The following is a 23,472-nucleotide window of genomic DNA, read 5'->3' on the forward strand; positions in this document are numbered from 1 at the left end:
CGACCGTACTGCGAAGGACGCCAGGTTACGAGGTCGCGGCCTCCCGGCGGGCGTCCCGCTTCGCCTGCCGGCGGGCACCGGTGGCGCGGGTCGACGCGTCCTTCTTCAGTCCACCGGTGGTCTTCGTGGTCTTCCGCCGGGTGCTCGGATTCGACGCCGAGCCGTCCGCCTCCGTCGCCATCGCGGCCGCCGGTACCGCCCCGGACGCCGCGGACCGGGCCGCGGCGAGACGCTCGCTCCGTAGCTCGCTCGCGGCGCGGTTCGCCGCCGCCGCGACCTCCCGGCTGACCCGGGCCAGCGAGGTCTCGAACAGCTCGGCCTTGTCCCGGTCGCGCTGGTTCTTCGCGTACGCGTGGCCGCGGCCGCCGTGCTCGGCGACACTGCCGCTCGCGCCCCGGCGGTAGTTCTTCACGTACTTGGTGCGGGCGCGCCGGATCCGCTGGTGCAGCTCGAGCAGTTCGTCCTCGTCCAGGGTCTTCAGCGCGTCCCGCTCGGTCTCGGCGACCAGGCCGCGCTCGACCTCGGTCAGCGAGTTCAGCAACCGCTGGTTCATGGTGGAGCCTCCCGACGTGGACGAGGGAAGATCACCTGCCAGCGTACTGACGCGGCCCGGCGCTGGCCAGGGTGCGGCCATTCTGCGACCTGTCCGCAACCTCCTTGTACCAGGCAATCAACTGTGGACACACTGGGCACATGTCCGAGGGCCTGCACCTGCCGTCGCTCGACGCGGCGACCGGCTGGATCAACTCCGCACCGCTCACCCCGGCCGATCTGCGCGGCCACGTCGTCCTCTTCGACTTCCGGACGCTCACCTGCATCAACTGGCTACGCACGGTGCCGTACATCCGGGCCTGGTCGCGGGCGTACGCCGACGACGGGCTGATCGTGGTCGGCGTCCACACCCCGGAGTTCTCCTTCGAGCACGACCTGGAGCTGGTCCGCGCCGCGACCCGGGAGCGCGGTCTCGGCCATCCAGTTGCCGTGGACAACGACTTCGGGGTGTGGAGCGCGTTCGACAACCACTACTGGCCGGCGCAGTACTACGCCGACACCGCCGGCGTGATCCGTGACCACCACTTCGGCGAGGGCCGGTACGAGCAGTCGGAGCGGAAGCTCCAGGAGTTGCTGGGGATCCGGCGCGACCTGGTCTCCGTCGAGGCGACCGGGATCGAGGCGGAGGCGGACTGGAAGCAGCTCAGGACCCCGGAGACGTACCTCGGCTCCGCGCGCGGCCAGTACTTCGCGTCACCCGCCCGCGCGAAGCTGGACGAGCGGGCGGGCTACCAACTCCCCGAGCGGCTGACCGTCAACCACTGGGCGCTGGCCGGCGAATGGACGATCGGGCCGGAGAGCGTCCACCTCGCCGAACCGGGCGGGACGATCGCGTACTCGTTCCACGCCCGCGACGCCCACCTCGTCCTCTCCCCCGGCACGGAGGGGCCGATCCCCTTCCGCGTACTCCTGGACGGCGAGCCGCCGGGCGACGCGCACGGAGTGGACACCGACGAGGACGGTCACGGCGTCGCGCGGGACGGCCGGCTGTACCAGCTCATCCGCCAGCCGGGCATGGTCCGCGATCGCACGCTGGAGATCACCTTCCACGCACCGGGCGTCCGGGCCTACGTGTTCACCTTCGGGTGATCACCGCTGCTGCGGACCCGGATCGATGCGGCGCAGGCGTTTCGCCCGGACGATGTCCTGGTCGCGCGGATCGAGGGACTGCGTCTCGCGCTGGAGCTCGCGGCGTTCCTGCGACGACCGGGTACGGGGCTTCTGGAGACGGACCTGGCGCATGACTACCTCCGTCGGTCCTGGGCTGGTGCGGCAGACCTGACGCCGAGGCAGGGGCTCAGGACGTCAGGTCCGCCGGTCTGTGGGGGCTGGGCCGTCAGCAGGTACCAGGCCGCGCTGTTCGGCGGGAGCTTGTCGCCGGCCTCCTGGTGACTGGCGAGCAGGAGCTCACCGTCGACCGGGGCGGAGACGACGCGGGACGAGCAGTTCACGACACACGCGAAACCGTCGCCGCGGGTGAAGGCCAGCACGCCCGGCGCGGCCGGGAGCCAGCGGAAGTCGGCCGAGGTCAACGCGGGCACGCACCGGCGCAGCGCGAGCGCCTCGCGGTACAGGTGCAGCATCGACTCGGACGAACCGAGTTGCCGGTCGACCGCGTGGTCGGCGAACCACTCGGGCTGCGGCAGCCAGGGCTCGGCCGCGGAGAAGCCGAAGCTGCTCTCGTCCGCGTTCCAGGGCAACGGCACTCGGCACCCGTCCCGGCCGCGCCGCGCACCGTGGGACCGGTGGTACATCGGATCGGTCAACACCTCGACCGGGAGATCGGTGACCTCGGGCAGGCCGAGTTCCTCGCCCTGGTACACGTACGCGGCGCCGGGCAGCGCAAGCATCAACAGCGTGGCCGCGCGCGAGCGGATCGTGCCGAGGTCGATGTCGCCGGCCGAGCTCCCGGCCGCGCCGCCGCCGTACCGGGTGATCGAGCGGGGCATGTCGTGGTTGTTCAGCACCCACGCGACCGACGAGCCGGAGCCCGCGATCGTGCCGAGGCCGCGATCCACCACGTCGGCCAGGATCCGGTCGTCCCAGTCCGCGCGGAGAAACTCGAAGTAGAAGGTCTGGTGCAGCTCGTCGGGCCGCTGGTACAGCGCGAGCTGTTCGGCGTCGAGCACCCCGACCTCGCCGACCAGGACGCGCTCCCGGCCGGTCCGTGCGGTGAACCCGTCGGCGATCGTCCGCCACCGGCGCCAGATCTCGTGCACCTCGGGCTGGTTCCACGCGTGCGGGTTCAGCGGGTCGCCGGTGAGCTCGTCGTCGTGCGCGTTCTCGTGGTCGGGCAGGCCGTCGGACTTGTGCAGACCGTGGGCCACGTCGATCCGGACCCCGTCCACGCCGCGCTCGAACCAGAACCGCAGCACCTCGTCGAAGTACGCCGTCACCTCGGGATGCCGCCAGTTGAAGTCGGCCTGCTCGGGCGCGAAGCTGTGCAGGTACCACTGGCCGGCCGATCCGTCCGGCTCGGTCACCCGGTGCCAGGCCGGTCCGCCGAAGATCGAGCGCCAGTTGTTCGGCGGTAACGCGCCGTCCTCGCCCCGGCCGTCGGCGAAGTGGAACCGCTCGCGTTCCGGGCTGCCCGGACCGGCGGCCAGCGCCGCGGCGAACCAGGGGTGCTCGATCGAGCAGTGGTTCGGGACCAGGTCGACGAGGACCCGGAGGTCGAGCTGGTGCGCCTCGTGGACGAGAGCGTCGAAGGACTCCAGGGTGCCGTACTCGGGATGGACGGCGCGGTAGTCGGAGACGTCGTACCCGTGGTCGTGCTGGGGCGACGGGAAGAACGGGTTCAGCCAGAGGCCGTCGACGCCGAGGGACCGCAGGTACGGCAGCCGCGCCCGGACACCGGCCAGGTCGCCGACGCCGTCACCGTCGGAGTCCTGGAAGCTGCGCAGGTAGACCTGATAGATGACGGCGGCGCGCCACCAGCTCGCGTCCTGAGACATCGACCATCATTCCTCTCGGCACACCCCCTTCCGTTCCGGTGCCGTCCACCATCGCCGGTCAGTTGTGTCCGAGTCTTCACGGCCAGCGCCCAACCCGAGTACCTGCTAGCCGGAACCGTCGCCGCCCGGTGGCAGGCGGTCCGGATCCGGCGACGGTGCGTCAGCGCGACTCGAGGAACGTCACCACCGCGAGCACCCGGCGGTGGTCGTCGTCGGTCTCGGGCAGGCTGAGCTTGGTGAGGATGTGCCGGACGTGCTTCTCCACGGTGCCCTCGGTCACCCACAACCGGCGCGCGATCCCCGCGTTCGACCGGCCCTCGGCCATCAGCGCCAGTACCTCGCGTTCGCGCGGACTGAGTTCGGCGAGCGGGTCGTTGGTCCGGCGGGCGCTGACGAGTTCCTGGACCAGGGCGGGGTCCATCACCGAGCCGCCCCGGACGATCCGGCCCAGCGTCTCGAGGAACTCGTCCACGTCGGTGACCCGGCTCTTCAGCAGGTACCCGATCCGCTGGCCGGTGGCGAGCAACTCCATCGCGTGCTCGACCTCGGCGTGCGCGGACAGCACAAGGATGCCGGTCGCCGGGAACTCACTCCGGATCTCCAGAGCGGCGTCCAGGCCCTCGGTGGTGTTCGTCGGCGGCATCCGGATGTCCAGCAGCACCAGGTCGGGGGTCAGCTCCCGGACCAGCGGCAGGATCCACACGCTGTCGCCGGTCTGCCCGACCACCTCGAACCCGGAGCGCTCGAGCAGGCTCGCGAGTCCCGCCCGCAGCAGCACGTCGTCCTCGGCCAGGACGACGCGGGTCGTCGCCTTCTCGCCGTCCACGACCTCCGCCCGGTGGCCGGCCGGCTTCGTGCTCATACCCAAAGCCTAGGTGCGAACCGCCCCGCTCGTCGCTTGCTCGCCGTCCGGGATCGGCCGGGTACGGCAGGCCACCGCGGCACCGACCGGACAAAGGTGTCCGGTGCGGAAGGTCGTCAGCGATCAACGGATCAACTAGCGTTCTCGGAAGAGGAATGATGCGATGGCTCGGGTCGATCTCCCGGTAGGCCGCTGGTGGCGCGGAGTGCTGGCCGGCAGTGTCCTCGTGGCCGTCGTCACCGGGGTGCTCGCCCTGCTCGACAACTTCGTCCCCGCGCTCGGCCTGCTGGTGCTGTACCTGCTCGCGGTCCTGCCGGTCGCCGTCATCTGGGGCGCCGTGCCCGCGGCCCTGACGTCGATGGTCGGCATCGGCACGTTCACCATCGCCTTCCTCTCCCACGAACGCACCACCTGGGGCGCGGAGCGGCGCAATATCGTGGCGCTCGGGGTGTTCCTGGTGACCGCTGTCGTCGTGGCCGAGCTGGCGGCCCGCTCCCGCCGGGCGGCGATCAGGTCGTCGGAGCTGAGCCGCGAGCAGTCCGCGCTGCGGCGGGTGGCGACCCTGGTCGCCGAGTCGGCCTCGCCCGCCAGCATCTTCGAGGCGGTCGCCCGGGAGGTCGGCCTGCTCTGCGGCGCCCACCTCGCCCGGATGGAACGGTACGAGCCCGACGGCACCGTCACCGGGGTCGGTGGCTGGAGCCGGGTCCCGGTCCGGCTGGCGGTCGGGACCCGGTTCGACCTGGACGGGCTGAGCGTCGCGCGCGAGGTGGCGAAGACCGGGGCCGCGGTCCGGCTGGACAGCTTCGTCGACGCCACCGGCGCGATCGCCGAGGAGGCGCACGCGCTCGGGATCCGCTCGTCGATCGGCTGCCCGGTCACGGTGGCCGGACGGATGTGGGGCGTGATCGTGGTCTCGACGAAGAGCGAGGTCCCGTTCGCGCCGGCCACCGAGGCGCAGCTGGCCAGCTTCACCGAGCTGGTCGCCACCGCTGTCGAGAACACCCAGTCCCGCGACGAGCTCCGGCAGATCGCCGACGAGCAGGCGGCCCTGCGGCGAGTGGCGACCCTGGTCGCCCGCGGGGTCCGGCCGGAGCTGGTGTTCGCCGCGGTCGCCGACGAGGTCGGCGCGCTCTTCCAGGCGGACGCGACCGCGCTGGTCCGGTTCGAGCCGGACGGCCGCGCGACCTACATGGGCGGCGAGGGCTGGCTCGCCGAACAGCAGCCCGGCTTCCTCTTCACCCCGCCGGACGGCCTCGCCCTCGCGACGCTGCGGGACACCGGTCGATCCGGTCGCGCCGACGTGGGGACGACCACCTCGGCGTCGGGCGACAGGGTCCGGCCGCCACCGGCCGGGATGCGATCGGCCGTCGACTGCCCGGTCGTGGTCGAGGGCCGGCTGTGGGGCGCGGTGTACATCGCGGCCCGGAGCGTCCGGCTGCCCGAGGACACCGAGCAACGGATCAACGACTTCACCGAACTGGTCGCCACCGCGATCTCCAACGCCGAGGCGCACACCAAACTCACCCAGTCCCGTGCCCGGATCGTCGCCACCGCGGACGAGACGCGCCGGCGGATCGAGCGGGACATCCACGACGGCGCCCAGCAACGCCTCGTCTCGCTGGCGCTGGAACTGCGGCTCGCCCAGGACTCGGTACCGACCGACCAGCCGGTCCTGCGCGACAACATCGGCCAGGCCGTCACCGATCTCGCGGACGTGGTCGAGGAACTCCGCGAGATCTCCCGCGGCATCCACCCGTCGATCCTGTCCGAAGGCGGTCTGGCTCCCGCCCTGCGGACCCTGGCCCGGCGCTCCGCCGTCCCGGTCGACCTCCGGGTCCGGACCACCTTCCGGTACCCGTCGTCGGTCGAGGTCGCGGCGTACTACGTCGTCTCGGAAGCGCTCACCAACACGGCCAAGCACGCGGACGCGGCCCAGGCCGAGGTCGTCATCGAGGAGGAGGACGGCGCCTTGCGTCTGCGGGTCGGCGACGACGGGACGGGCGGCGCCGAACCCGGGTACGGCTCCGGGCTGGTCGGGTTGCGGGACCGGGTGGAGGCGCTCGGCGGGTCGATCGACGTCACCAGTCCGAGTGGCCGGGGCACGGTGATCGAGGTATCGCTACCGATCGATCCGGAGGGGGACGCACCCCGGCCACGGATCGGGTGACCGTTCGTCAGGCCGCGAGTCCTGGCACGACGGACGGCGGGACCAGCCGTTCCTTCAGGGCTCGGCGGCCCCGGTGGATCCGCGACATCACGGTCCCGACCGGCACGTCGAACAGGGCCGCGATCTCGCGATAGCTGAACCCGTCGACGTCGTACAGCAGAACCGCCCGGCGGTACTTGTCGGGCAAGGTGGACAGCGCCTCCTGGAGCCGGGGATCCGGCAGCGCGTCGACCACGGTCGCCTCGGCGGACACCTCAACACCCGCCGTGGCGCTCCTGCTGGTCGTGATCGGATCGTCCGGCACCGTCCGCGGCTCACGCTGCCGCTTGCGGTAGCTGTTGACGAACGTGTTGCGCAGGATCCGGGCCAGCCAGGCCATCAGGTTCGTCCCGGGCCGGAACCCGGCGTACCCGCGGAACGCCCGCAGATACGTCTCCTGCAGCAGGTCCTCCGCGTCGTGCGGATTCCCGGTCAGACGCAGAGCCGTGAGGTACAGGCGGGGCCTCAGCGGCAGCGCCTCGGCTTCGAAGCTGCCGCTGAGGTCCCGGGGAGGGGTGGGGGATCGCACTCTTCGAGGATGTCCGGCGGCGCCGTCGTTGTCCTCCCGGTGAGCGCCCAACCCGGCGGCCTGCTGACCGGGATCCCGGCATACCCGCTGGCAGGTACTCCCCGGGTGCCTACGGGCGGCGGGCGCCGTCCTCGAGGATGTCGCGGATGGCCGGACCGGACAGTCGTGACTTGGACAGGAACGCGGCCACCGGCGCGTCCGCGACCAGGTCCCGCAGATCGTCCTCGGCATAGGTGGAGATCAGGATGACCCGGCCCGGATCGAGGTCGGTCTCCCGCGCGATCCGGCGGACCAGGTCGAACCCACTGTCCCGGCCGAGCTCGACGTCGACCAGCACGACCTCGGGCCGCTCCTGGTCCACGCCTCGCACCGCCTCATCGGCCGTCGAGGCGACACCCACGACCGTGAACCCGTCCCGCTCGAGCAGACTCCGAGCCGCGGACAGGAACCGTGGGCTGTCGTCGACGATGAAGCAACGCAGCGCCATACCGACAGCCTGCCGCGCCGTCGCGGGCCGCGCATTGCAGCTACCGGGACACTTACCTTCCGGCTGGTCGGGCGGTCCTACCGGCCGGAATGGCGACGTACCGGCCGGTCGGTAGGGTCCTCCGGCCGGTCAGGCGGTGCCGGGGTCGCGGACCTCGAGGCGGATGCGCTTGTTCGCCTTGCCGCGGGATTCGGTCCCGGTGACCGCGACCGCGCCGACCTCGGCCGTCCCGAGGACATGGGTCCCGCCGTCGGCCTGCTTGTCCAGGCCGACGATGTCGATCACCCGGAGCGGGTCGATCTCGCGCGGGATCAGGTGCGCCGCCACCCGGATCAGGTCCGGGTCGGCGTCGGCGACCTCGCGGCCGACGAAGTCCACCACGACCTCCCGGGCGGCCGCGATCTCCGCGTTGATCCGGGTCTCGATCCGGCGGCCGAACTCCGCCGACATCGCATCGAAGGCGAAGTCGAGCCGGCCCTTGCCCGGGTCCATGTTGCCGCCGGTGACGGCGACGCCGTGGTCCGCCCAGATCACCCCGCAGAGGATGTGCAACGCGGTATGCGTCCGCATCGTCAGGTGCCGCCGCTCCCAGTCCAGCTCGCCGTACACCTCGGCGTCCTGGTCCGGAAGGTGCTCGCCCTCCAGCCAGTGCCAGATCAACGGCCCCTCCCGCTTCACCTTGCTGACCGACGCGGACCCGTCAGCCCAGCGCAGTACCCCGGTGTCGTGCGGCTGACCGCCGCCGCCCGGATAGAACGCCGTTCGCCGCAACGCGACCCGGCCCTGCTCCGGATCCACCGCGATCACCGGCGAGTCGAAGTCCCGCCGATAGGCGTCCACCGCGAACAGCTCGGTGTCGGCCAGCCCGGCCGGCGCACTCGCCGGCACCTTCCGCCCTGGAACGGCCATGCTCACATCCCTCTCGCGTCGGTTCCCACCCCATCAAACCGCGTCCGGCCGACCGAGGCCGAACCGTAGAAAAGTTACCGACTTGCGGCCACCATTGGGTACGAAGTACCCCGCCCCGAGGTCCCCCGATGTTTCCGTCCGCTTCATTCCGCCGGGTGACCTGACGTCATGCGCGTTTCCGAAGGTGAGGCCCATGAATCCCATCAGTCGCCGGACCCTTGTGCTCGGCGGACTGGCCACGGCCGGTGCCGCCGCCCTGCCCGTCCGTTCCACCGTCATCGCCGCGACCGCCGCGGTGCCGTACCCGTTCCAGCTCGGGGTCGCCTCCGGTGAACCCGACGCGAGCAGCGTCGTGCTCTGGACGCGGCTCGCTCCTTCGCCCCTCAACGCCGACGGCCAAGGCGGGATGGCGAATGCCGACGTCACCGTCGACTGGCAGCTGTCGAAGGACGACCGGTTCACCACGTTGGTTGCCTCCGGCTCCGTCACCGCGACGTACGCCGCCGCCCACTCCGTCCACGTGATCGCCGGTGGACTCGCCCCGGACTCGGACTACTTCTACCGGTTCCGTGCCCAGGGCCACCTCTCCCCGGTCGGCCGGACCCGGACCGCTCCCGCTGTCGGCACCAACGGCCGCGACCTGGTGATGGCGTTCTCCTCGTGCGCCCACTACGAGGAGGGCTACTACACCGTCTACCGCCGGATGGCCGAGGACAACCCGGGCCTCATCCTGTTCCTCGGCGACTACATCTACGAGTACGGCGCGGCGACGGGCCGCCCGCGGACCCATGCGGGCGCGACCGAGATCGTGTCGCTCGCGGACTACCGGCGCAGGTACGCGCAGTACAAGTCGGACCCGGATCTCCAGGCCGCGCACGCGGCGGCCCCGTGGATCGTCGTGCCGGACGACCACGAGGTGGAGAACAACTACGCGAACATGGTCCGCGCGGACAGTACGCCGTCCCTCACCACCGCGCAGTGGACCGCCCGCCGGACCGCGGCGTACCAGGCGTACTACGAGAACATGCCGCTGCGGCCGGCCCAGGCGAACAACGGCAACGCGATCCCGCTGTACCGGCGGTTGCGCTGGGGGAACCTGGCCACCTTCCACATGCTCGACACCCGGCAGTACCGCAACGACCAGGCCTGCGGCGACGGCTGGAAGATCTGCTCGGACGCGGACCTGGCGTCGCGCAGCCTGCCCGGCAACGCGCAGGAGAGCTGGCTCCTCGACGGACTCGGCCAGCGGCTCGGTACCTGGGACATCCTCGGCCAGCAGGTGTTCTTCGCCCGCCGGTTCAACTCCAGCGGCGCGAGCATGGACTCCTGGGACGGGTACCGCGCGTCCCGGGCCCGGATCCAGCAGGGCTGGGTCGATCGCGGGGTCCGCAACCCCGTCGTCCTCACCGGTGACGTGCACCGCGCGTGGGCGAGCAACCTGGTGGCCGACTACGCCAACCCGAACTCGGCCGTCATCGGCAGCGAACTCGTCACCAGCTCGGTCACGTCCAGCGGTGACGGCGACGGCTCGACCACGATCCCGGACGTCGGGACGAACCCGTGGCTGAAGTTCTACAACAACCGGCGCGGCTACGTTCGGACCACGATCAGCCCGGCCACCCTGCGCGCCGACTTCCGCGCGGTCGCGAAGGTGTCGGAGCACGGCGCCGCGGCGTCCACGGTGAAGTCGTTCGTCATCGAAGAGGGCCGGCCCGGCCTGCAGACGGTCTGAGGGGGACCCCGAGATGAAGAAGCAGTTCGCCGCCGTCGTGGCGGTCGCGTCGTCGCTCGTCTTCACGGCCACCACGATCAGTACCGCGTCCGCCGCACCGGTGACACCCACCTGGCAGACCGCGAACAGTGTCGCCACCGGGGACCAGGACGCGCCGTCTGTCGCCACCAACCGCAACGGGTACGTCGCTGTGGTGTGGGAGGACGACCGCGACACCACGAACGCGGCCGACAACGCGCACAGCGAGATCTACCTCCGCCTGTTCCGCAACGGCACCGCGGTGTACGAGAAGAAGCTGTCCGCCGGCGGCAGTACCGGGGTGACCAACTGGCGTCACCTGCACCCCGATGTCGGACTCGACGACAAGGGCAACGCCGTCGTCGTGTGGGCCGACGACCCGGACGGCAACGGGTACTACAACGTCCCGTACCGCGTCGTGAACACGTCGGGCACCGTCACCGCGTCGGGCAACGCCAACAACAGCTCGACCGGTCAGCAGATCACCCCACGCGTCGCCGTCGACCCGGACGGCGCACCGGCGGGTGGGGCGGTCGCCTTCACCGTGGTGTGGGAGGACATCCAGACCGGCGCCCAGCCCGTGATCAAGGCGGCCGGGTTTACCGGACCGACGACCCGGGCCTGGCAGGTCACCGCGTCGCAGGCGACCGGTCAGCACCACAATCCAGACGTGGCCGTGTCGGCTTCGGGTGACGCGGTGGTCGTCTGGGACGAGGACGGTGACGCCAACGCCTTCTACAACGTCGGCCTGATCCGGCTCGGCCGGATGAACGGCGCCGCGACGCTGTCCCGCCGGATCGCGAACGAGAACGGCGGTGGCCAGCAGACCCACGCGACGGTGGCCGCCAACTTCACCGGCGACTTCGCGGTCGCGTGGGAGTCGGACCACACCGGGACGGCGGGCGCCTGGACCAGGACGTTCGACGCCGCCGGGGCCGCCCGCTTCGGCGACGTGGAAGTAGGGGCTGGAGGCAAGAATCCCGGCGTCGGCCTGGACGACCAGGCGAACACGGTCGTCGGCTGGACCGTGCAGGCGACCGACCCTGCGACCGACCTGGACGTCTGGGTCCGCGGCTTCGGCCCCGACGGTACGGACGCGGGACGGTTGTCGGCGCAACAGCTGAGCCAGGCGACGGCCGGGCGGCAGGAGGAACTGGCCGTCGCGGTCTCGCCGTGGTCCGAGGTGGCGGTCGCGTACACCGACGACAACGACGGGAACACCTTCGACCAGGTGATCCTCGGGTCGGGCTTCGCCAACAACAGCTGGTGAGCAGTCGAGCCCAGCCCGGCCGGGATCCGGTCGAGCTGGGCTCGCTCGTCGAGTCAGGGGCTGGTGCGTCAGGACTGCTCGCGCTGCTGCTCCTTGATCCGGGCCGCCTCCCGGCGGACCTCGGCCTGGGTCTCCCGCTCGTGCTCCAGCCAGTCCGGGTTCTCCGCCTTCAGCGCGTCGATCTCCTCGGTGGTCAGCGCCTCGGTGATCCCACCACGGGCCAGGCCGCTGATCGAGATGCCCAGCTTCGCCGCGACGACCTGACGAGGGTGCGGCCCGGTCCGGCGCAGCTCGCTCAGCCACTCCGGCGGATCGGCCTGCAGCGCATTCAGCTCGTCCCGCGAGACGACGCCCTCCCGGAACTGCGCGGGAGTGGCCTCGAGGTACACGCCCAGCTTCTTCGCCGCGGTCGCGGGCTTCATCGTCTGGGAGCTCTTCTGCGACGTCATGGCGTCAGGGTATCGACTCCCCGCGCCCGCCCTGACCACAGCGGTCACCGCCGTCGCGGGCCACGCCGCGCCCCCGCGCCCGGTCACGGCGGGTAGCCTGGCCCGGTGACCGGCTCGGACGTACTGCCCCCGTCGTTCCGGCTCGGGTACGTGCCGGGCGTGACGCCGGCGAAGTGGGCGCGGATCTGGGCCGACCGGCTGCCGCGGACCCCGCTGGAGCTCGTCCAGGTCCCCTCCGCCGAGGCCGTCGCCCTGGTCCGCGGTGACGGCGCCGACGCGGTCCTGGTGCGCTTGCCGATCGACCGGACCAGGTTGCACGCGATCCCGCTGTACACCGAGACCACGGTGGTCGTCGTACCGAAGGACCATCTGGTCACGGCGGCGGACGAGGTGAGCCTCGACGACCTGGCCGACGAGCTGATGCTGCACCCGCTCGACGACACCCTCGACTGGGCCGGACCACCCGGACGCGTGATCGACGACCGCCCCGCGACGACGGCGAGCGCGATCGAGATCGCCGCGGCCGGTACCGGGCTGCTCGTCGTACCGCAGTCGCTCGCCAGGCTGTACCACCGCAAGGACCTCACCTACCGGCCGATCGTCGACGCGCCGCAGTCGAGTGTCGCGCTGTCCTGGCCGGAGGACGACACCGGCGAGCTGATGGAGCAGTTCATCGGCATCGTCCGCGGCCGGACCGTGAACAGCACCCGCGGCGCGACACCGCCGAAACCCAAGCAGGCCAGCAAAAAGGCACCTGCCGCGAAGAAGCAGTCAGCTCCCCGCGGCGCCAAACGCGGCAAGCCCCGCCGCCGCTCCTGACCAGGAGGTCCTAGGACCGACTCGCGGCACCGGTGAGGTGTTCGGCGATCCGGAGCGCGCCGGCCAGGACGGTGAGGACCGGGTTCACGCCGCCGTTCGTCACGTGCACCGACGCATCCGCGATCCGTACGTTGTCGTGTCCCCACACCCGCCCGAACGGGTCGGTCACCGAGCTCGCCGGATCGTCCCCCATCCGGCAACTCCCGGCCTGGTGCTGCCCCACACTCGGACGCCCCGTCGACCCCACCCCAGAGACCGCCGTACGCACCGCGCCGGCCGCCTCCAGCCACTGCCGCGCCTTCTCACTCATGTATTCCTGCGCGCGCACGTCCTCGGCATGAATCGATCCGCTCAGCACCACCACCGGATTGCCGAACCGGTCTCGCACCCCAGGATCCACCCGGACCCGCGACTCCGCCGACGTGACCTCCTGGATCGGCCCCACCACCCGCAGCATCCGCCGGGCCGACTCCCGCATCGCTCGCTTCCCGGCCGCACCCGCGACGGGGATCAACCCGGCCGACGTCAGGTAGTCGTACGTCGCGGCCGGCGTCGGTACGAACTCGTTCGCGAGCATCCCGCCGCCGACGATCCCGTCGTTGCCGTGCCGGAAGTCGCAGGTCGCGATCGACACCCCGGGCCCGACCAGATCGGCCACCTCGTCGTCGAACAGCCCCACAGCTCCCGCGTACACGTGCGCCTGCAGATAGCGGCCGACCTGGTCCTGATTGTTGCCCAGTCCCCCTGGTTCGCGCTCGTTCGCGGAGTTCAGCAGAAGTCGTGGCGTCTCGGTCGCGCCGGCCGCGATCACTACTTCGCCGCAATCGACGGTCCCCCGCCAGACCTGACCGTCGTCCAGCAACGCGACCAGGGCTACTCCGACGACGCGACCGCGTTCATCGGTGACCAGGCGTTCGACGGTCGTCTCGGTGACCAGCGAACACCGGCCCGTCGCGAGCGCGGCCGGCAAGGCCGTGTTGTGGGTGCCCGACTTGGCCTCGACCGGGCACGCGAACCCGACGCACTGCCCGCACCGCACGCAGCCCGAGCGGCCTTGGTAGTCCACCGAGTTGATCAGCAGCGGCGGGTCCAACGTCCCCCAGCCGAGTCGGTCCGCCGCGTCGGCCAACCGGCCGGCCGCCTCGGTCCGCGGCATGGGGGCCATCGGCAACGGAATCGACCGCGGCCCGTGCCACGGATCCACCCCGCCCCCGCTCACCCCGAACCGCTGCTCGGCCAGGCTGTAGTACGGCTCCAGGTCGGCATAGCTGATCGGCCAGTCCGCGAGCGCGCTGCCCACCGGTACGCCGTAGGTGCTCGCCATCGCGAAGTCGCGCGGCACGAACCGCCAGGCCTGCGCGCCGTACACCCTGGTCCCGCCGCCGACCGTGAAGGCGTTGTTGCCCCACCCGTCGTCCGGCGGCAACACCCGGTACGGCGTCCCGTCCGCCACCGCGATCCGCGGCCGCCCGTGCGGGTCCGGATCGGTGAGCGCGGGCAACCCGGCCACCGACCGGGGATTGCGCAGGTGATCCCGAGCCAGCGAACCCGTCGACGGGTACCGCCCGGTCTCCACCACCAGGACCGACCGCCCGGACTCGGCCAGCACCTGAGCCGCGGCTCCACCACCAGCACCTGACCCGACCACGACACAGTCGTACCGCCCGGCCAACGCACCACGCGGCGTCGTGGTCAGCTCGGTCTCGACCTCATTCCACGTCCCCGCGACGTCAGGCTGCCACCCCACCATCTTCCAGGCAGGCGGCAGCTCCCCGTCATACCCGTCCCCGGCATAGAACCCCTGCGCCACAAGGCGAACCAGCCAAGCCCCATCCCGGTCAGGCAGCACATCGTCGAGCACCGGATCATCCCCGGCCACCGCGAGCGCACGCACCACCCGCGACAACCAGTCCGGCCGATCCACCCCGACAACCCGCTCGACAAACCCGACCACCCCCGCCTCACCAGCAGAAGGAAAGTCGTCAGCCGGCACCACCAGATCGGCGAGCCGGGTCAGAATGTCGCGCTGCTGCCGGGTGAGCTGATCCTGCATGCCGGTCAGCGGTTGATGTGTTGGGTCCAGTCGGTGGGGACCCTGCCGTCGGGGCCGGGGGTCGGCTGGTCGTCCGGGTGGGCCTGGGGTGGGGCCAGGGCCGGGCCTTCCAGGACGTCGCCGGTCTCGTAGTCGTAGAACCAGTCCTCGCCCGGCTCGAAGCTCTGGATATAGCGGTGCCCGGTCTCGCGGTTGTGCGCCGTCGCGTGCTGGGCCGGCGAGGTGTCGCAGCACCCGATGTGGCCGCACTCAGCGCAGCGACGGAGGTGGACCCACCAGCCCGGCGGCTGGGCGCTGTCGCAGTCGGCGCAGCCGCTGCCGCTCGGCGCTACGTTCGGATCGATGCCCGCAGTGGTCATGGTCACCCCTCGCGACTGGGGCCGGCCCCACGGCCGCCCGTGCCGGTCATTGCGCTCATCCTGGCAGGTCCCCCACGGACCGCGGCAACCAGGTATCCATCCCTCGGCCGGCCCGACGACCAGCGCTCGGACGTAGTCGGCGCTTGCAACTAGCCCGCGCCTGCAACTATTGTCCAAGCCGGTAGTTGTCGTCACCAGCTGAAGGGAAACTGTCATGCCGCTCGCTCTGCTCGCGCTGGCCATCGGCGCGTTCGGGATCGGCACCACCGAGTTCGTGATCGCGGGCCTGCTGCCCGAGGTGGCCACCGACTTCGGGGTCTCGATCCCGGCCGCCGGCTGGCTGATCACCGGGTACGCCCTCGGCGTCGCGGCCGGCGCGGTGCCGATGACGGCGCTTGGCAACCGGATGCGGCGCAAAAACCTGCTGATGGTCCTGATGGTCGTCTTCATCGCCGGGAACGTGCTGTCCGCCCTCGCCCCGGCGTACGGCGTGATGCTGCTCGGCCGGATCGTCGCCGCCCTCTGCCACGGCGCCTTCTTCGGGGTCGGCGCGGTGGTCGCGTCCGACCTGGTGAAGCCGGAGAAGAAGGCGAGCGCGATCGCGCTGATGTTCACCGGGCTGACCGTCGCCAACGTGCTCGGCGTCCCGCTGGGGACGTTCATCGGCCAGGGCTTCGGCTGGCGCGCGACCTTCTGGGTGGTCGCCGGACTCGGCGTGATCGGCCTGGTCGGGATCGCCACCCTGGTACCGAACGCGCCGCGGGTCGCGGGTGCCCGGCTGGCCGCGGAGTTCGCGGTGTTCCGGAGTGTGCGGGTCTGGCTCGCGGTCGGGATGACGGTCCTCGGCTTCGGCGGTGTGTTCGCCTCGTTCACGTACGTCGCGCCGATGATGACCGAGGTCGCCGGACTCCCCGAGGGCGCGATCAGCTGGCTGCTCGTCCTGTTCGGTCTCGGCATGGTGTTCGGCAACCTGCTCGGCGGCCGGTTCGCCGATCGCGCCCTGATGCCCACCCTGTACGGCGCACTGGCAGCGCTCGGGCTGGTCCTGACCGCCTTCGGTTTCACCGCGCATGCCGCGGTCCCGGCGATCGTCACGCTGTTCTTCCTCGGCGGCTTCGGCTTCGCGACCACGCCGGCCCTGCAGATGCGGACTCTGGCCAGCGCGTCGGCGGCACCGACCGTGGCGTCCGCGGTCAACATCGGCGCGTTCAACCTGGGCAACGCACTGGCCGCCTGGCTCGGCGGTGTGGTGATCTCGGCCGGCTACGGGTACGCGGCCACCAACTGGGTCGGCGCCGCGATGGCCTTCCTCGCGCTGAGCCTGGCCGTCGTTTCCGGCGCGCTCGACCGCCGCCACTCCCCCACGACGCCACAGTCGCTGGAGCTCACGCCCACCCACTGATCCCACGAGAGAGCCGCAGCATCCTGTCGAATGCTGCGGCTCTCTGTTGTCCGTCAGTACCCGGGGAAGACGCGGCGCAGGTCGTCCAGCGTGACCTTCGCGCTCGTGAGTTCGACCGAAGCCGGCGTGTACTTCGCACCATGGCGGCCGGTGACGAGGCGGACGAAGTACTCGGTCGGCACCACGAGTACGCCGTCGGCCGTCGCCGAGGTCTCGGTCACCGCGACCGTGTCCGTGATGGCCAAGCCGAAGGTACGGGCCGGCTCGGTGGTCTCGACCGCCAGCGTGACGTCGCCGTCGAGCTGGTCGGCCTTTCCCGCGAAGCCGAGCAGGCTACCGACGGCGTCGGCCAGGAGCTCGGTCGCCTCCGGCGCGACCGTGGCATCGGCGTCGAACGCGACCCGGACATCCCAGCTGTGCAGCGCGAACTCGGTCAGCCGCATCGCCGCCGCGGCGCCCACGTCCAGCGGCTGCGGGAAGAAGCCGAAGTCGATCCGCAGGTCGGCGACCTGCTGCTCGTCCAGGCCTTCGAACAGCTGGAGCAGCTTCTCGTTCGCGGCGAGGAACGAGGTCGCCTGGTCGGCCGGGGTCATCGCGTCCCAGCGGGCCCAGGTCGCCTGGTTGAACTCGGCGCCCGGATTCCCGGTGCCGGCGATCGCGCCCTCGACGACGGCGAGGTTGATCTCCGCGCCGCTGCCGAGGTGGCTGAGCACCTGCGCGACGGTCCACTCGGCCGCACCGGACGGGCGGACGAGGTCGTCCGGCCGGAGCCGGCCGACGAGGGTGGCGAGCTGGTCGTAGCCGGTCCGAAGGGCGCCGATGGCGCGGTCGGCCTGAGTGGTCATCAACTGTCTCCCGGGAAGCTGGATGAACGTTCAGCTACCTCAGCACCCGACGGGCCCGAATCCTTCCCGGCCGGCCAAAAGTAGCGGGCGGAGCCGCTCACCGGCCCCGCCCGCCGCCTCACAACCGGATCGACTTCTTGTTCATGCATTGGTCGGAACCAGGACGGAACAGAATCGGGTCCCGACCAGGAGCACCTGGCCGGGGCCATCTGCCTCACGGCAACCTGTCCTAGGTGGCGTGCAGGAGGCCCATCCGGTCGGCCAGGCTCCGCAGTTCCCGGCCGCCGGCATCGCGACGTGCGCGGAGCAGCATCTCGGTGACGATCTCCCGAGCCCAGACGTTGTGCCGGGCGCGGGTCGCCCCGAGCTTCTCCGCCTTGTGCAGGAGCTGGACGACGTCGCCGTCGTTGCGGCGCAGCCCGTGCAGGGCGCGCGCGTTGTCGATGTAGAAGCGGAGCTTTCGCGTCTTCGAGGGGATGTCCTTCGGATCGACGAGGGCGGCAACCTCGGCGGCTTTTACGTGGTCGCCGGCCTCGAGCGCCATGGACAGCCGCCAGAGGTTGACGTTGGAGCGGGAGAAATTCAGCCAGAAGGCGTTGGTCGTCTCGATCTTCTCGGACAGCTCGCGCGCCTCCTCGATCGCGTCTGCTGGGTCATCGCCGCCGAGCGATGAGCAGAAGGCGGCGGTGAGGATGTTCTGGGCGTAGATCTCGATGGCGGGTGCCGAGTCGAGCGTCAATAGGGACGCGGCGTTCCGGGCGATGGCGTCGGCGCGTTCGTACGCTCCGAGCCCGACGAGGGCCTGCGCACGGGCGTAGTCGGCCGCGGCGATGTAGATCGGGTCCTCGAGGAGCTGGGCGGCCTGGTGGCCGCGCTCGGCGGCGACCCAGGCGAGGTCGACGGCGCCGAGGTTCTTCAGGAAGTGCGCGGTGGAGTTGGTCGCCTGGACGAGCGACTGCAGCGCGGGGCGCCGGTCGTTGGTGTCGGCTGTTGCTGTGGCATGCAGGTCGGTGAGTAGTGGCGGTAGGCCGCGGCCGACGACAGTGTCTTGGCAGTTGATCCTGGCTTCGGCCAGGCGCTGGGTTTCGAGGGCGAGTTCCTCGACGGGGCGCTTGGACTGGCCGTGGGGCAGGTCGAGGGTGGTGGCCATCAGGGCGATGCGGATGTCGGGGATCGCGGCGTGCGCGTCGCTGTTGGCGCGGTCGGCGATGAAGTGGTCGCCGGTGAGGTCGACGACGCTGACTCGGAGCGCGTCGGCGAGTGCCTTGATGGTGGCTCGTCGTTCGAGGTTGGTCGTGCCGTTCTCGATCTTGGACAGGTACCCCTTCGACATCCCGGCCTGGCCGGCGAGGGCGTCGAGGGTCATGCCGCGCCACTTGCGCAGGCGGCGGATCTCGGCACCGATCCGGTCAGAGTCGTTGTCCATGCAGATGACGGTACAGGCGGGTTTCCTTGGAGGAAACTTAGCGCCCGAGATCCGGTCTAGCTTTCCAGCATGGACGAATACCGACCGTCACGGAACGCGATCCTGGCCGCCACCGAGGCCCTGAACGAAGACGAGCTCACCAGTTCCCCGGCCGATGAGGCCGCGGCCCGTGGGTACGCCGCTGCGATGTACCAGCGCTACCCAGCGCTTGCGTATCACGAACGATCCCGTCTCCGGGGAGACGCCCGAGCTGCGCCGGATGCCCGGCGAGCGGTAGTGGGTTTCGGACACGGCGGTCGCCTAAGCCGGCCAGGGCAGCGGTTAACACCCCGAGCGCGCAGGACGGTGCGCGCCTCCCCTGTCCGCTGCCCTGGCCGTTCCAAGCAGGCGGTCCCTCGCGTACCGGGCGGGGCCGCCGCTGTTCACCGCGAGAAAGAACGAACGATGGCCGTGACCACGGGGAGCGAGAGCAGGATGGGGTTCGAGTGGAGCGGCCGGGTGGCCGAGGATCCGCCGGAGCTGGAGCGGGACGCCCGCGACTGGCCGATCCTGCACCCGGCGTGCGGGGTACTGAATCCGGCCAACCGGCACGCTTGCGTCCTCGGTGACCATCAGGGCTTCCACCGCGACGACACCGGCATGCGCTGGTTGGACAACGGTCTCTGACGCGTTCGGCTCGTCATGACAGAGGACGACCCCAGACCGGTGCCGACCAACCTGTGTCTCGATCGAGGCACAGGCGACAGGCCAGCGGACGAGGAGTCAAGCTGCCGGAGAAGGTGCGGCGGCGAACGCTGGTGCTTGCCTCGGGTCAGGTCGTCGAGACCCGCCCCGACGATGATATCGATCGTCGAGATGAGCCGACACCACGCGACGGGCACGTGTTCCGAACGAGCCGGGGCGGCGAGGTCCGCCCCGGCACATCTATCCACGCCTGGCATCTGGCAGTCCGCTGCCTGACAGAACATGGACGGAACAGGGCCGCGCTTACAGGCGGATCGACTTCTTGTTCATGAACTCCTCGATCCCTGCCGGGCCGAGCTCGCGACCGAGGCCGGACCGCTTGATCCCGCCGAACGGCAGATCGGCCTGGGATCCGCCCGCCGAGTTCAGGTACACCATCCCGGCCTCCAGTTGCCGCGCCACCCGCTGGTTGCGAAGCGGGTCGGTCCCGAACACGCTCGCCCCCAGCCCGAACGGCGAGTCGTTCGCGATCCGGATCGCGTCCTGCTCGGTCTCGGCCCGGAACACCACGACGACCGGCCCGAAGATCTCCTCGGTGTACGCGTCCATCGCGGGCGTCACGTCGGTCAGCACCGTCGCCTCCAGGTACGCCCCGGGGCCGACCCGCCGTCCACCGGCGCGGAGCGTCGCGCCTTGCTCGACCGCCTTCGCGATCTGACCGGCGACCTCGTCGGCGGCCGCCACCGACGCGAGCGGCGGCAACGTGGTCCGCGGATCCGCCGGGTCGCCCGGCACGTAGTACTCCGCGACGCGCTTGGTCAGCCGGTCGACGAACTCGTCGTAGATCTCGCCGAGCACGATCATCCGTTTCGGCGCGTTGCAGGACTGGCCGCAGTTGCGCATCCGCGCGGTCGCCGTGGCCTTGACGGTCTCGTCCATGTCGTCGGTGTCGAGCACGATCAGCGGATCCGAGCCGCCGAGTTCGAGCACCGAGCGCTTCAGATTCTTGCCGGCCTCGGCGGCGACCGAGATCCCGGCCTGCTCGCTACCGGTCAGCGAGACCCCGGCGATCCGCGGATCGGCGAGCATCCACGGGATCTGCCGGCTGGACGCGAACACGTTCACGTACACGTCGTCCGGGACCCCGGCCGCGCGCAGGACGTCCTCGATCGCGGCCGCCGAGCGCGGGCAGATCGACGCGTGCTTGAGGACGATCGTGTTGCCCAGTACCAGGTTCGGCGCGACGAAGCGGGCGACCTGGTAGCAGGGGAAGTTCCACGGCATCACGCCGAGCAGCGCCCCGATCGGCTCCTTGCTGATCAGCGCCTCGCCGCCCTTGATCGCCAACGGTTCGTCGGCCAGCAGGGTGGGTCCTTGTTCCGCGTAGTACCGGAAGATGTCGACCACGACCCCGATCTCGCCGCGGCCCTCGTTGATCCGCTTGCCCATCTCCAGCGTCATGATCGCGGCCAGCTCGTCCGTGCGTTCGGCGAACAACTCCGCCGCCCGGGCCACGATCGCGGCCCGTTCCCCGACCGGCCGCCGGCGCCAGGCCTCGTACCCCTGGTGCGCCCGCGTGATCGCGGCGCGCACCTCCTCGTCGGTCGCGTTGCCGACCTGCTCGATCAGTTCACCCGTCGCCGGGTCTGTGACTGCGTACATGGCGGACGAGTCCTCCGTTCTCTACGACAGTGCGCAAGAGCAAAGGCTAACCGCTGAAGTACATACTGTATACACTGATCTCATCCTCCGGGGTTCGGGCTCCCGTGTCGCCTGCGAGGTGAAGCATGCTCGCTTACCGTGGAAGACAGGTGACGGTGGGTGATGGGAGGCGCGATGACGCGACCGGGTGTCTTCCGGAGCCTGGTCGCGCTGCGGGCCAAGCTCGGCGAACTCACCGCCCTGCAGGAGTTCGATCGCGCCGACCTCGTCCAGCCGTTGCTCAGCCTCGACCACGAAACGGGCGCGTCCACCGAGCGGCTGCTCGAGCGCGTCGTGACGGCGACCCGGAAGTTGCACGACCGCGGCCGGCTGGTGATGCTCGACGCGACCGGTATGGCGGCGGCTCCTGGTCTCGCGGGTGGCCCGGCCGCGTTGCTGGCGGAGCTCGCCGATCGGCTGCACTTCCCGGCGACCTTGATGGACGGACCGGTGCCGTTCATCCCCGTGGTCGACACCGCGGCCGATGACCTCCAACTGCTGCGAATCGGCCGCCTGGCTGAGGAAATGGGCGTCGGGTGCGCGCTGCGGATCCGGCACGGCCCGGTGACCACGCAGGAGATGGACGTCCTGCTCGAACGCCTCGCCACGTCACCGCGCAACCTCGACGTCGTCGTCGACCTGGCTTACGTCCGGACCGTCGACGCCCGCCGGGTCGAGCTGATCGCCCGGCTCGTCGACCTGCTCGAGGACTGCGCGGACTTCCGCTCGATCACGTTGCTGGCCGGGTCGATCCCGAAGTCGCTGGACCGGGTGGACCAATGGGAGCAGCCACGGTTCGAGGAACGCCTGTGGCACGAGGTGGTCCGGGCCGGTGCGACGCGGCTCCGGTTCGGCGACTACGGCGTCGTGCATCCGATCGCGGCCCCGGGCTTCCGGCGCAGCAGGCACATCAGCGTGAAGTACTCGTGCGCCGACCACTGGCTGTACGTGCGGGAGCCGATCGCCGACCCCGACGCGGACGAGGCCCGGGCCCGGACCGTTCAGGCCGTGTGCCGGCACCTGGTCGACTCGGGCAGCTTCTCGGGACCGCAGTTCTCCTGGGGCGATCGGCAGTTCGCGACGGCGGCGGGCGGCACCCTGGACGGGCTCGGCTCGACGACCAAGCCGGTCGCCTTCGCCACCTCCCACCACCTGGCGTACCTCGTCTCGACGGCCGCCTGACTACTCGCGTTCGTGCACGACAGCGACCGGGCGTACCGCGTGATGGAGCACCCCACGAGCCGTCGAGCCCAGCAGGAACTGGGAGGTACGGCTACGCAGCCGGCCGCCGACGGTGAGGAGTTGGGCGTCCAAGGCTTCGCTGGTGTCGACGAGACCGGCGACCGGATGCCCCTGCACCAGGTGATGGCGAACCACGAGGCCGGGCCGTCGACCCGGGCGGCGCCTCTTCATCCACTCGTCGGCCAACTCGCGGCCACGGGCGTCGGCCATACCGTGCCAGGTGTCGATGTCCTCGGCAGTGACCGGGCTGTCCGCGTCGATCACCCAGGGCACATCCCAGGCCAGCACGAGGATCAGGGGTACTCCGTAGGCCGCGGCGTGGTCCGCGGCGAACTCGATCGCGGCGTCGCTCTGGCCGGCCTCGATCCAGTCCACGCCGACCAGGACCGGGCCCTCACGGTGCACCTGCTGGTCCCAGCCGTTCGGGACCACGACGACCGGACCGCGGCCGCGGTTCGCGACGGCGTCCGAGGTCGAGCCGATCAGCAGGTCCTTGAAGACGCCGTGACCGCGACGGCCGACGACGACCATCAGCGCGGACCCGCTCTCGTCGATCAGCCGCTCCGCCGGTTCGCCGACGCGCAGATCCACGTCCAGGTCGAGCTCGGTCGCCGTCTCGGCCAGGTACGCGCGGACCTGGTCGACCAGTCTGCCGGCCGCCTCGTCCACCTTGACCGGGACGACCGCGACCCCGTCGAACTGCACCGGGCCGTACGCGTCATGGTGGTGTTTCGCCTTGTCGACCAGGTGGATCGCGCGCAACGGCCGTTGCCGGGCCAGCGCCTCGGCGACCGCCCAGTCCAGCGCGTGAGTGCGCCGCCAGGCCGCGTCGACCCCCACGATGATCAGCGCGGGAACGTCGTCGGACATCCGGGCCTCCTCCCCCTCCGGTGTCAACCTGGTGCCGATTGTGCTCCTCCGCGCCCCGGCCGCCCATCCCTCACCGCCGGACCGCGCTCCGACAACGACGGAC

At 70.9% G+C, this 23,472-nt stretch carries 22 protein-coding genes; 8 read left to right on the top strand and 14 right to left on the bottom strand.

Annotation, left to right across the window (positions count from 1 at the left end):
• Nucleotides 1-25 precede the first annotated feature (25 nt).
• The gene (locus FB561_RS29350; RefSeq protein WP_145812334.1) at nucleotides 26-553 is read right to left on the bottom strand and encodes a hypothetical protein; all 528 of its coding nucleotides are present in this window, start codon (nucleotides 551-553) and stop codon (nucleotides 26-28) included.
• Between the two features lie 140 nt (nucleotides 554-693).
• Between FB561_RS29350 and FB561_RS29355 the strand changes: the two genes are divergently transcribed.
• Nucleotides 694-1,641 carry a thioredoxin family protein gene (locus FB561_RS29355; protein ID WP_145812336.1) on the top strand — a complete coding sequence of 316 codons (948 nt, stop codon included), beginning with the start codon at nucleotides 694-696 and terminating at the stop codon, nucleotides 1,639-1,641.
• Here the strand turns inward: FB561_RS29355 and FB561_RS38045 are convergent, their stop codons facing one another.
• The 3 genes from FB561_RS38045 to FB561_RS29365 form a co-directional block, all read right to left on the bottom strand.
• Entirely contained in the window at nucleotides 1,642-1,794 is a 153-nt protein-coding gene (locus FB561_RS38045; RefSeq protein WP_170284802.1) for a hypothetical protein, read from the bottom strand. It abuts the gene before it with no gap.
• 2 nt (nucleotides 1,795-1,796) lie between these two features.
• Nucleotides 1,797-3,506 carry a glycoside hydrolase family 13 protein gene (locus tag FB561_RS29360; protein WP_145812337.1) on the bottom strand — a complete coding sequence of 570 codons (1,710 nt, stop codon included), beginning with the start codon at nucleotides 3,504-3,506 and terminating at the stop codon, nucleotides 1,797-1,799.
• A 160-nt stretch (nucleotides 3,507-3,666) separates the two neighbouring features.
• On the bottom strand, nucleotides 3,667-4,368 hold the full coding sequence (locus tag FB561_RS29365) for a response regulator (RefSeq protein ID WP_145812339.1): 702 nt from the start codon (nucleotides 4,366-4,368) through the stop codon (nucleotides 3,667-3,669).
• A gap of 163 nt (nucleotides 4,369-4,531) precedes the next feature.
• Between FB561_RS29365 and FB561_RS29370 the strand changes: the two genes are divergently transcribed.
• Nucleotides 4,532-6,535 (top strand): GAF domain-containing protein, encoded by a 2,004-nt coding sequence (locus FB561_RS29370; protein ID WP_145812341.1) that lies wholly within the window; start codon nucleotides 4,532-4,534, stop codon nucleotides 6,533-6,535.
• Nucleotides 6,536-6,542: 7 nt separating this feature from the next.
• On the opposite strand, the gene FB561_RS29375 is transcribed toward FB561_RS29370, so the two are convergent.
• The 3 genes from FB561_RS29375 to FB561_RS29385 all read right to left on the bottom strand — a co-directional run bounded on the left by FB561_RS29375 (nucleotide 6,543) and on the right by FB561_RS29385 (nucleotide 8,499).
• Complete coding sequence (locus FB561_RS29375; protein ID WP_170284803.1) at nucleotides 6,543-7,103, bottom strand: sigma-70 family RNA polymerase sigma factor; 561 nt, start codon at nucleotides 7,101-7,103, stop codon at nucleotides 6,543-6,545.
• Nucleotides 7,104-7,212: 109 nt separating this feature from the next.
• Nucleotides 7,213-7,590, bottom strand: a complete 378-nt coding sequence (locus tag FB561_RS29380; RefSeq protein ID WP_145812345.1) for a response regulator — start codon at nucleotides 7,588-7,590, stop codon at nucleotides 7,213-7,215.
• Between the two features lie 129 nt (nucleotides 7,591-7,719).
• Nucleotides 7,720-8,499 (bottom strand): alanyl-tRNA editing protein, encoded by a 780-nt coding sequence (locus FB561_RS29385; RefSeq protein ID WP_145812348.1) that lies wholly within the window; start codon nucleotides 8,497-8,499, stop codon nucleotides 7,720-7,722.
• Between the two features lie 193 nt (nucleotides 8,500-8,692).
• Here FB561_RS29385 and FB561_RS29390 point away from each other — a divergent pair, with 193 nt between their 5' ends.
• Both FB561_RS29390 and FB561_RS29395 read left to right on the top strand, forming a co-directional pair.
• Nucleotides 8,693-10,231, top strand: coding sequence for an alkaline phosphatase D family protein (locus FB561_RS29390; protein ID WP_145812350.1), 1,539 nt, complete (start codon nucleotides 8,693-8,695; stop codon nucleotides 10,229-10,231).
• Nucleotides 10,232-10,244: 13 nt separating this feature from the next.
• The gene (locus tag FB561_RS29395; RefSeq protein WP_145812353.1) at nucleotides 10,245-11,519 is read left to right on the top strand and encodes a hypothetical protein; all 1,275 of its coding nucleotides are present in this window, start codon (nucleotides 10,245-10,247) and stop codon (nucleotides 11,517-11,519) included.
• A gap of 68 nt (nucleotides 11,520-11,587) precedes the next feature.
• Here the strand turns inward: FB561_RS29395 and FB561_RS29400 are convergent, their stop codons facing one another.
• Nucleotides 11,588-11,968: a DUF5997 family protein gene (locus tag FB561_RS29400; RefSeq protein ID WP_145812355.1), complete on the bottom strand. Its 381-nt coding sequence runs from the start codon at nucleotides 11,966-11,968 to the stop codon at nucleotides 11,588-11,590.
• 105 nt (nucleotides 11,969-12,073) lie between these two features.
• Here FB561_RS29400 and FB561_RS29405 point away from each other — a divergent pair, with 105 nt between their 5' ends.
• Nucleotides 12,074-12,787 carry a LysR substrate-binding domain-containing protein gene (locus FB561_RS29405; protein WP_145812357.1) on the top strand — a complete coding sequence of 238 codons (714 nt, stop codon included), beginning with the start codon at nucleotides 12,074-12,076 and terminating at the stop codon, nucleotides 12,785-12,787.
• Between the two features lie 10 nt (nucleotides 12,788-12,797).
• On the opposite strand, the gene FB561_RS29410 is transcribed toward FB561_RS29405, so the two are convergent.
• A complete protein-coding gene (locus FB561_RS29410; RefSeq protein ID WP_145812359.1) occupies nucleotides 12,798-14,840 on the bottom strand; it encodes a GMC oxidoreductase in 2,043 nt (680 codons plus the stop codon).
• Nucleotides 14,841-14,845: 5 nt separating this feature from the next.
• The gene (locus FB561_RS29415) at nucleotides 14,846-15,199 is read right to left on the bottom strand and encodes a UBP-type zinc finger domain-containing protein (RefSeq protein ID WP_145812362.1); all 354 of its coding nucleotides are present in this window, start codon (nucleotides 15,197-15,199) and stop codon (nucleotides 14,846-14,848) included.
• A 214-nt stretch (nucleotides 15,200-15,413) separates the two neighbouring features.
• Here FB561_RS29415 and FB561_RS29420 point away from each other — a divergent pair, with 214 nt between their 5' ends.
• Nucleotides 15,414-16,601 carry an MFS transporter gene (locus tag FB561_RS29420; RefSeq protein ID WP_145812364.1) on the top strand — a complete coding sequence of 396 codons (1,188 nt, stop codon included), beginning with the start codon at nucleotides 15,414-15,416 and terminating at the stop codon, nucleotides 16,599-16,601.
• Nucleotides 16,602-16,654: 53 nt separating this feature from the next.
• On the opposite strand, the gene FB561_RS29425 is transcribed toward FB561_RS29420, so the two are convergent.
• Both FB561_RS29425 and FB561_RS29430 read right to left on the bottom strand, forming a co-directional pair.
• Nucleotides 16,655-17,446: a maleylpyruvate isomerase family mycothiol-dependent enzyme gene (locus FB561_RS29425; protein WP_145812368.1), complete on the bottom strand. Its 792-nt coding sequence runs from the start codon at nucleotides 17,444-17,446 to the stop codon at nucleotides 16,655-16,657.
• Between the two features lie 229 nt (nucleotides 17,447-17,675).
• A complete protein-coding gene (locus FB561_RS29430) occupies nucleotides 17,676-18,872 on the bottom strand; it encodes a helix-turn-helix domain-containing protein (RefSeq protein WP_145812371.1) in 1,197 nt (398 codons plus the stop codon).
• A gap of 444 nt (nucleotides 18,873-19,316) precedes the next feature.
• On the opposite strand from FB561_RS29430, the gene FB561_RS29435 reads away from it, so the two are divergent.
• Nucleotides 19,317-19,538 carry a hypothetical protein gene (locus FB561_RS29435; RefSeq protein WP_145812373.1) on the top strand — a complete coding sequence of 74 codons (222 nt, stop codon included), beginning with the start codon at nucleotides 19,317-19,319 and terminating at the stop codon, nucleotides 19,536-19,538.
• Nucleotides 19,539-19,859: 321 nt separating this feature from the next.
• Here the strand turns inward: FB561_RS29435 and FB561_RS29440 are convergent, their stop codons facing one another.
• Nucleotides 19,860-21,218, bottom strand: a complete 1,359-nt coding sequence (locus tag FB561_RS29440; protein ID WP_145812375.1) for an NAD-dependent succinate-semialdehyde dehydrogenase — start codon at nucleotides 21,216-21,218, stop codon at nucleotides 19,860-19,862.
• 174 nt (nucleotides 21,219-21,392) lie between these two features.
• On the opposite strand from FB561_RS29440, the gene FB561_RS29445 reads away from it, so the two are divergent.
• On the top strand, nucleotides 21,393-22,439 hold the full coding sequence (locus tag FB561_RS29445; RefSeq protein WP_170284804.1) for a beta family protein: 1,047 nt from the start codon (nucleotides 21,393-21,395) through the stop codon (nucleotides 22,437-22,439).
• Here FB561_RS29445 and FB561_RS29450 read toward each other — a convergent pair whose 3' ends face one another.
• Nucleotides 22,440-23,369 (bottom strand): universal stress protein, encoded by a 930-nt coding sequence (locus tag FB561_RS29450; RefSeq protein ID WP_170284805.1) that lies wholly within the window; start codon nucleotides 23,367-23,369, stop codon nucleotides 22,440-22,442.
• Between the last annotated feature and the right edge of the window lie 103 nt (nucleotides 23,370-23,472).

This window comes from Kribbella amoyensis (genome assembly GCF_007828865.1).
Lineage (GTDB): Bacteria > Actinomycetota > Actinomycetes > Propionibacteriales > Kribbellaceae > Kribbella > Kribbella amoyensis.

Bases quoted from the DNA above. Each gene is read 5' to 3' on its own strand.
- FB561_RS29450 (WP_170284805.1), bottom strand. From the start codon at position 23,369: ATGTCCGACGACGTTCCCGCGCTGATCATCGTGGGGGTCGACGCGGCC.
- FB561_RS29350 (WP_145812334.1), bottom strand. From the start codon at position 553: ATGAACCAGCGGTTGCTGAACTCGCTGACCGAGGTCGAGCGCGGCCTG.
- FB561_RS29415 (WP_145812362.1), bottom strand. From the start codon at position 15,199: ATGACCACTGCGGGCATCGATCCGAACGTAGCGCCGAGCGGCAGCGGC.
- FB561_RS29420 (WP_145812364.1), top strand. From the start codon at position 15,414: ATGCCGCTCGCTCTGCTCGCGCTGGCCATCGGCGCGTTCGGGATCGGC.
- FB561_RS29380 (WP_145812345.1), bottom strand. From the start codon at position 7,590: ATGGCGCTGCGTTGCTTCATCGTCGACGACAGCCCACGGTTCCTGTCC.
- FB561_RS29370 (WP_145812341.1), top strand. From the start codon at position 4,532: ATGGCTCGGGTCGATCTCCCGGTAGGCCGCTGGTGGCGCGGAGTGCTG.
- FB561_RS29395 (WP_145812353.1), top strand. From the start codon at position 10,245: ATGAAGAAGCAGTTCGCCGCCGTCGTGGCGGTCGCGTCGTCGCTCGTC.
- FB561_RS29355 (WP_145812336.1), top strand. From the start codon at position 694: ATGTCCGAGGGCCTGCACCTGCCGTCGCTCGACGCGGCGACCGGCTGG.
- FB561_RS29385 (WP_145812348.1), bottom strand. From the start codon at position 8,499: ATGGCCGTTCCAGGGCGGAAGGTGCCGGCGAGTGCGCCGGCCGGGCTG.
- FB561_RS29445 (WP_170284804.1), top strand. From the start codon at position 21,393: ATGACGCGACCGGGTGTCTTCCGGAGCCTGGTCGCGCTGCGGGCCAAG.
- FB561_RS29360 (WP_145812337.1), bottom strand. From the start codon at position 3,506: ATGTCTCAGGACGCGAGCTGGTGGCGCGCCGCCGTCATCTATCAGGTC.
- FB561_RS29440 (WP_145812375.1), bottom strand. From the start codon at position 21,218: ATGTACGCAGTCACAGACCCGGCGACGGGTGAACTGATCGAGCAGGTC.
- FB561_RS29400 (WP_145812355.1), bottom strand. From the start codon at position 11,968: ATGACGTCGCAGAAGAGCTCCCAGACGATGAAGCCCGCGACCGCGGCG.
- FB561_RS29430 (WP_145812371.1), bottom strand. From the start codon at position 18,872: ATGGACAACGACTCTGACCGGATCGGTGCCGAGATCCGCCGCCTGCGC.
- FB561_RS29365 (WP_145812339.1), bottom strand. From the start codon at position 4,368: ATGAGCACGAAGCCGGCCGGCCACCGGGCGGAGGTCGTGGACGGCGAG.
- FB561_RS29425 (WP_145812368.1), bottom strand. From the start codon at position 17,446: ATGACCACTCAGGCCGACCGCGCCATCGGCGCCCTTCGGACCGGCTAC.
- FB561_RS29435 (WP_145812373.1), top strand. From the start codon at position 19,317: ATGGCCGTGACCACGGGGAGCGAGAGCAGGATGGGGTTCGAGTGGAGC.
- FB561_RS38045 (WP_170284802.1), bottom strand. From the start codon at position 1,794: ATGCGCCAGGTCCGTCTCCAGAAGCCCCGTACCCGGTCGTCGCAGGAA.
- FB561_RS29410 (WP_145812359.1), bottom strand. From the start codon at position 14,840: ATGCAGGATCAGCTCACCCGGCAGCAGCGCGACATTCTGACCCGGCTC.
- FB561_RS29390 (WP_145812350.1), top strand. From the start codon at position 8,693: ATGAATCCCATCAGTCGCCGGACCCTTGTGCTCGGCGGACTGGCCACG.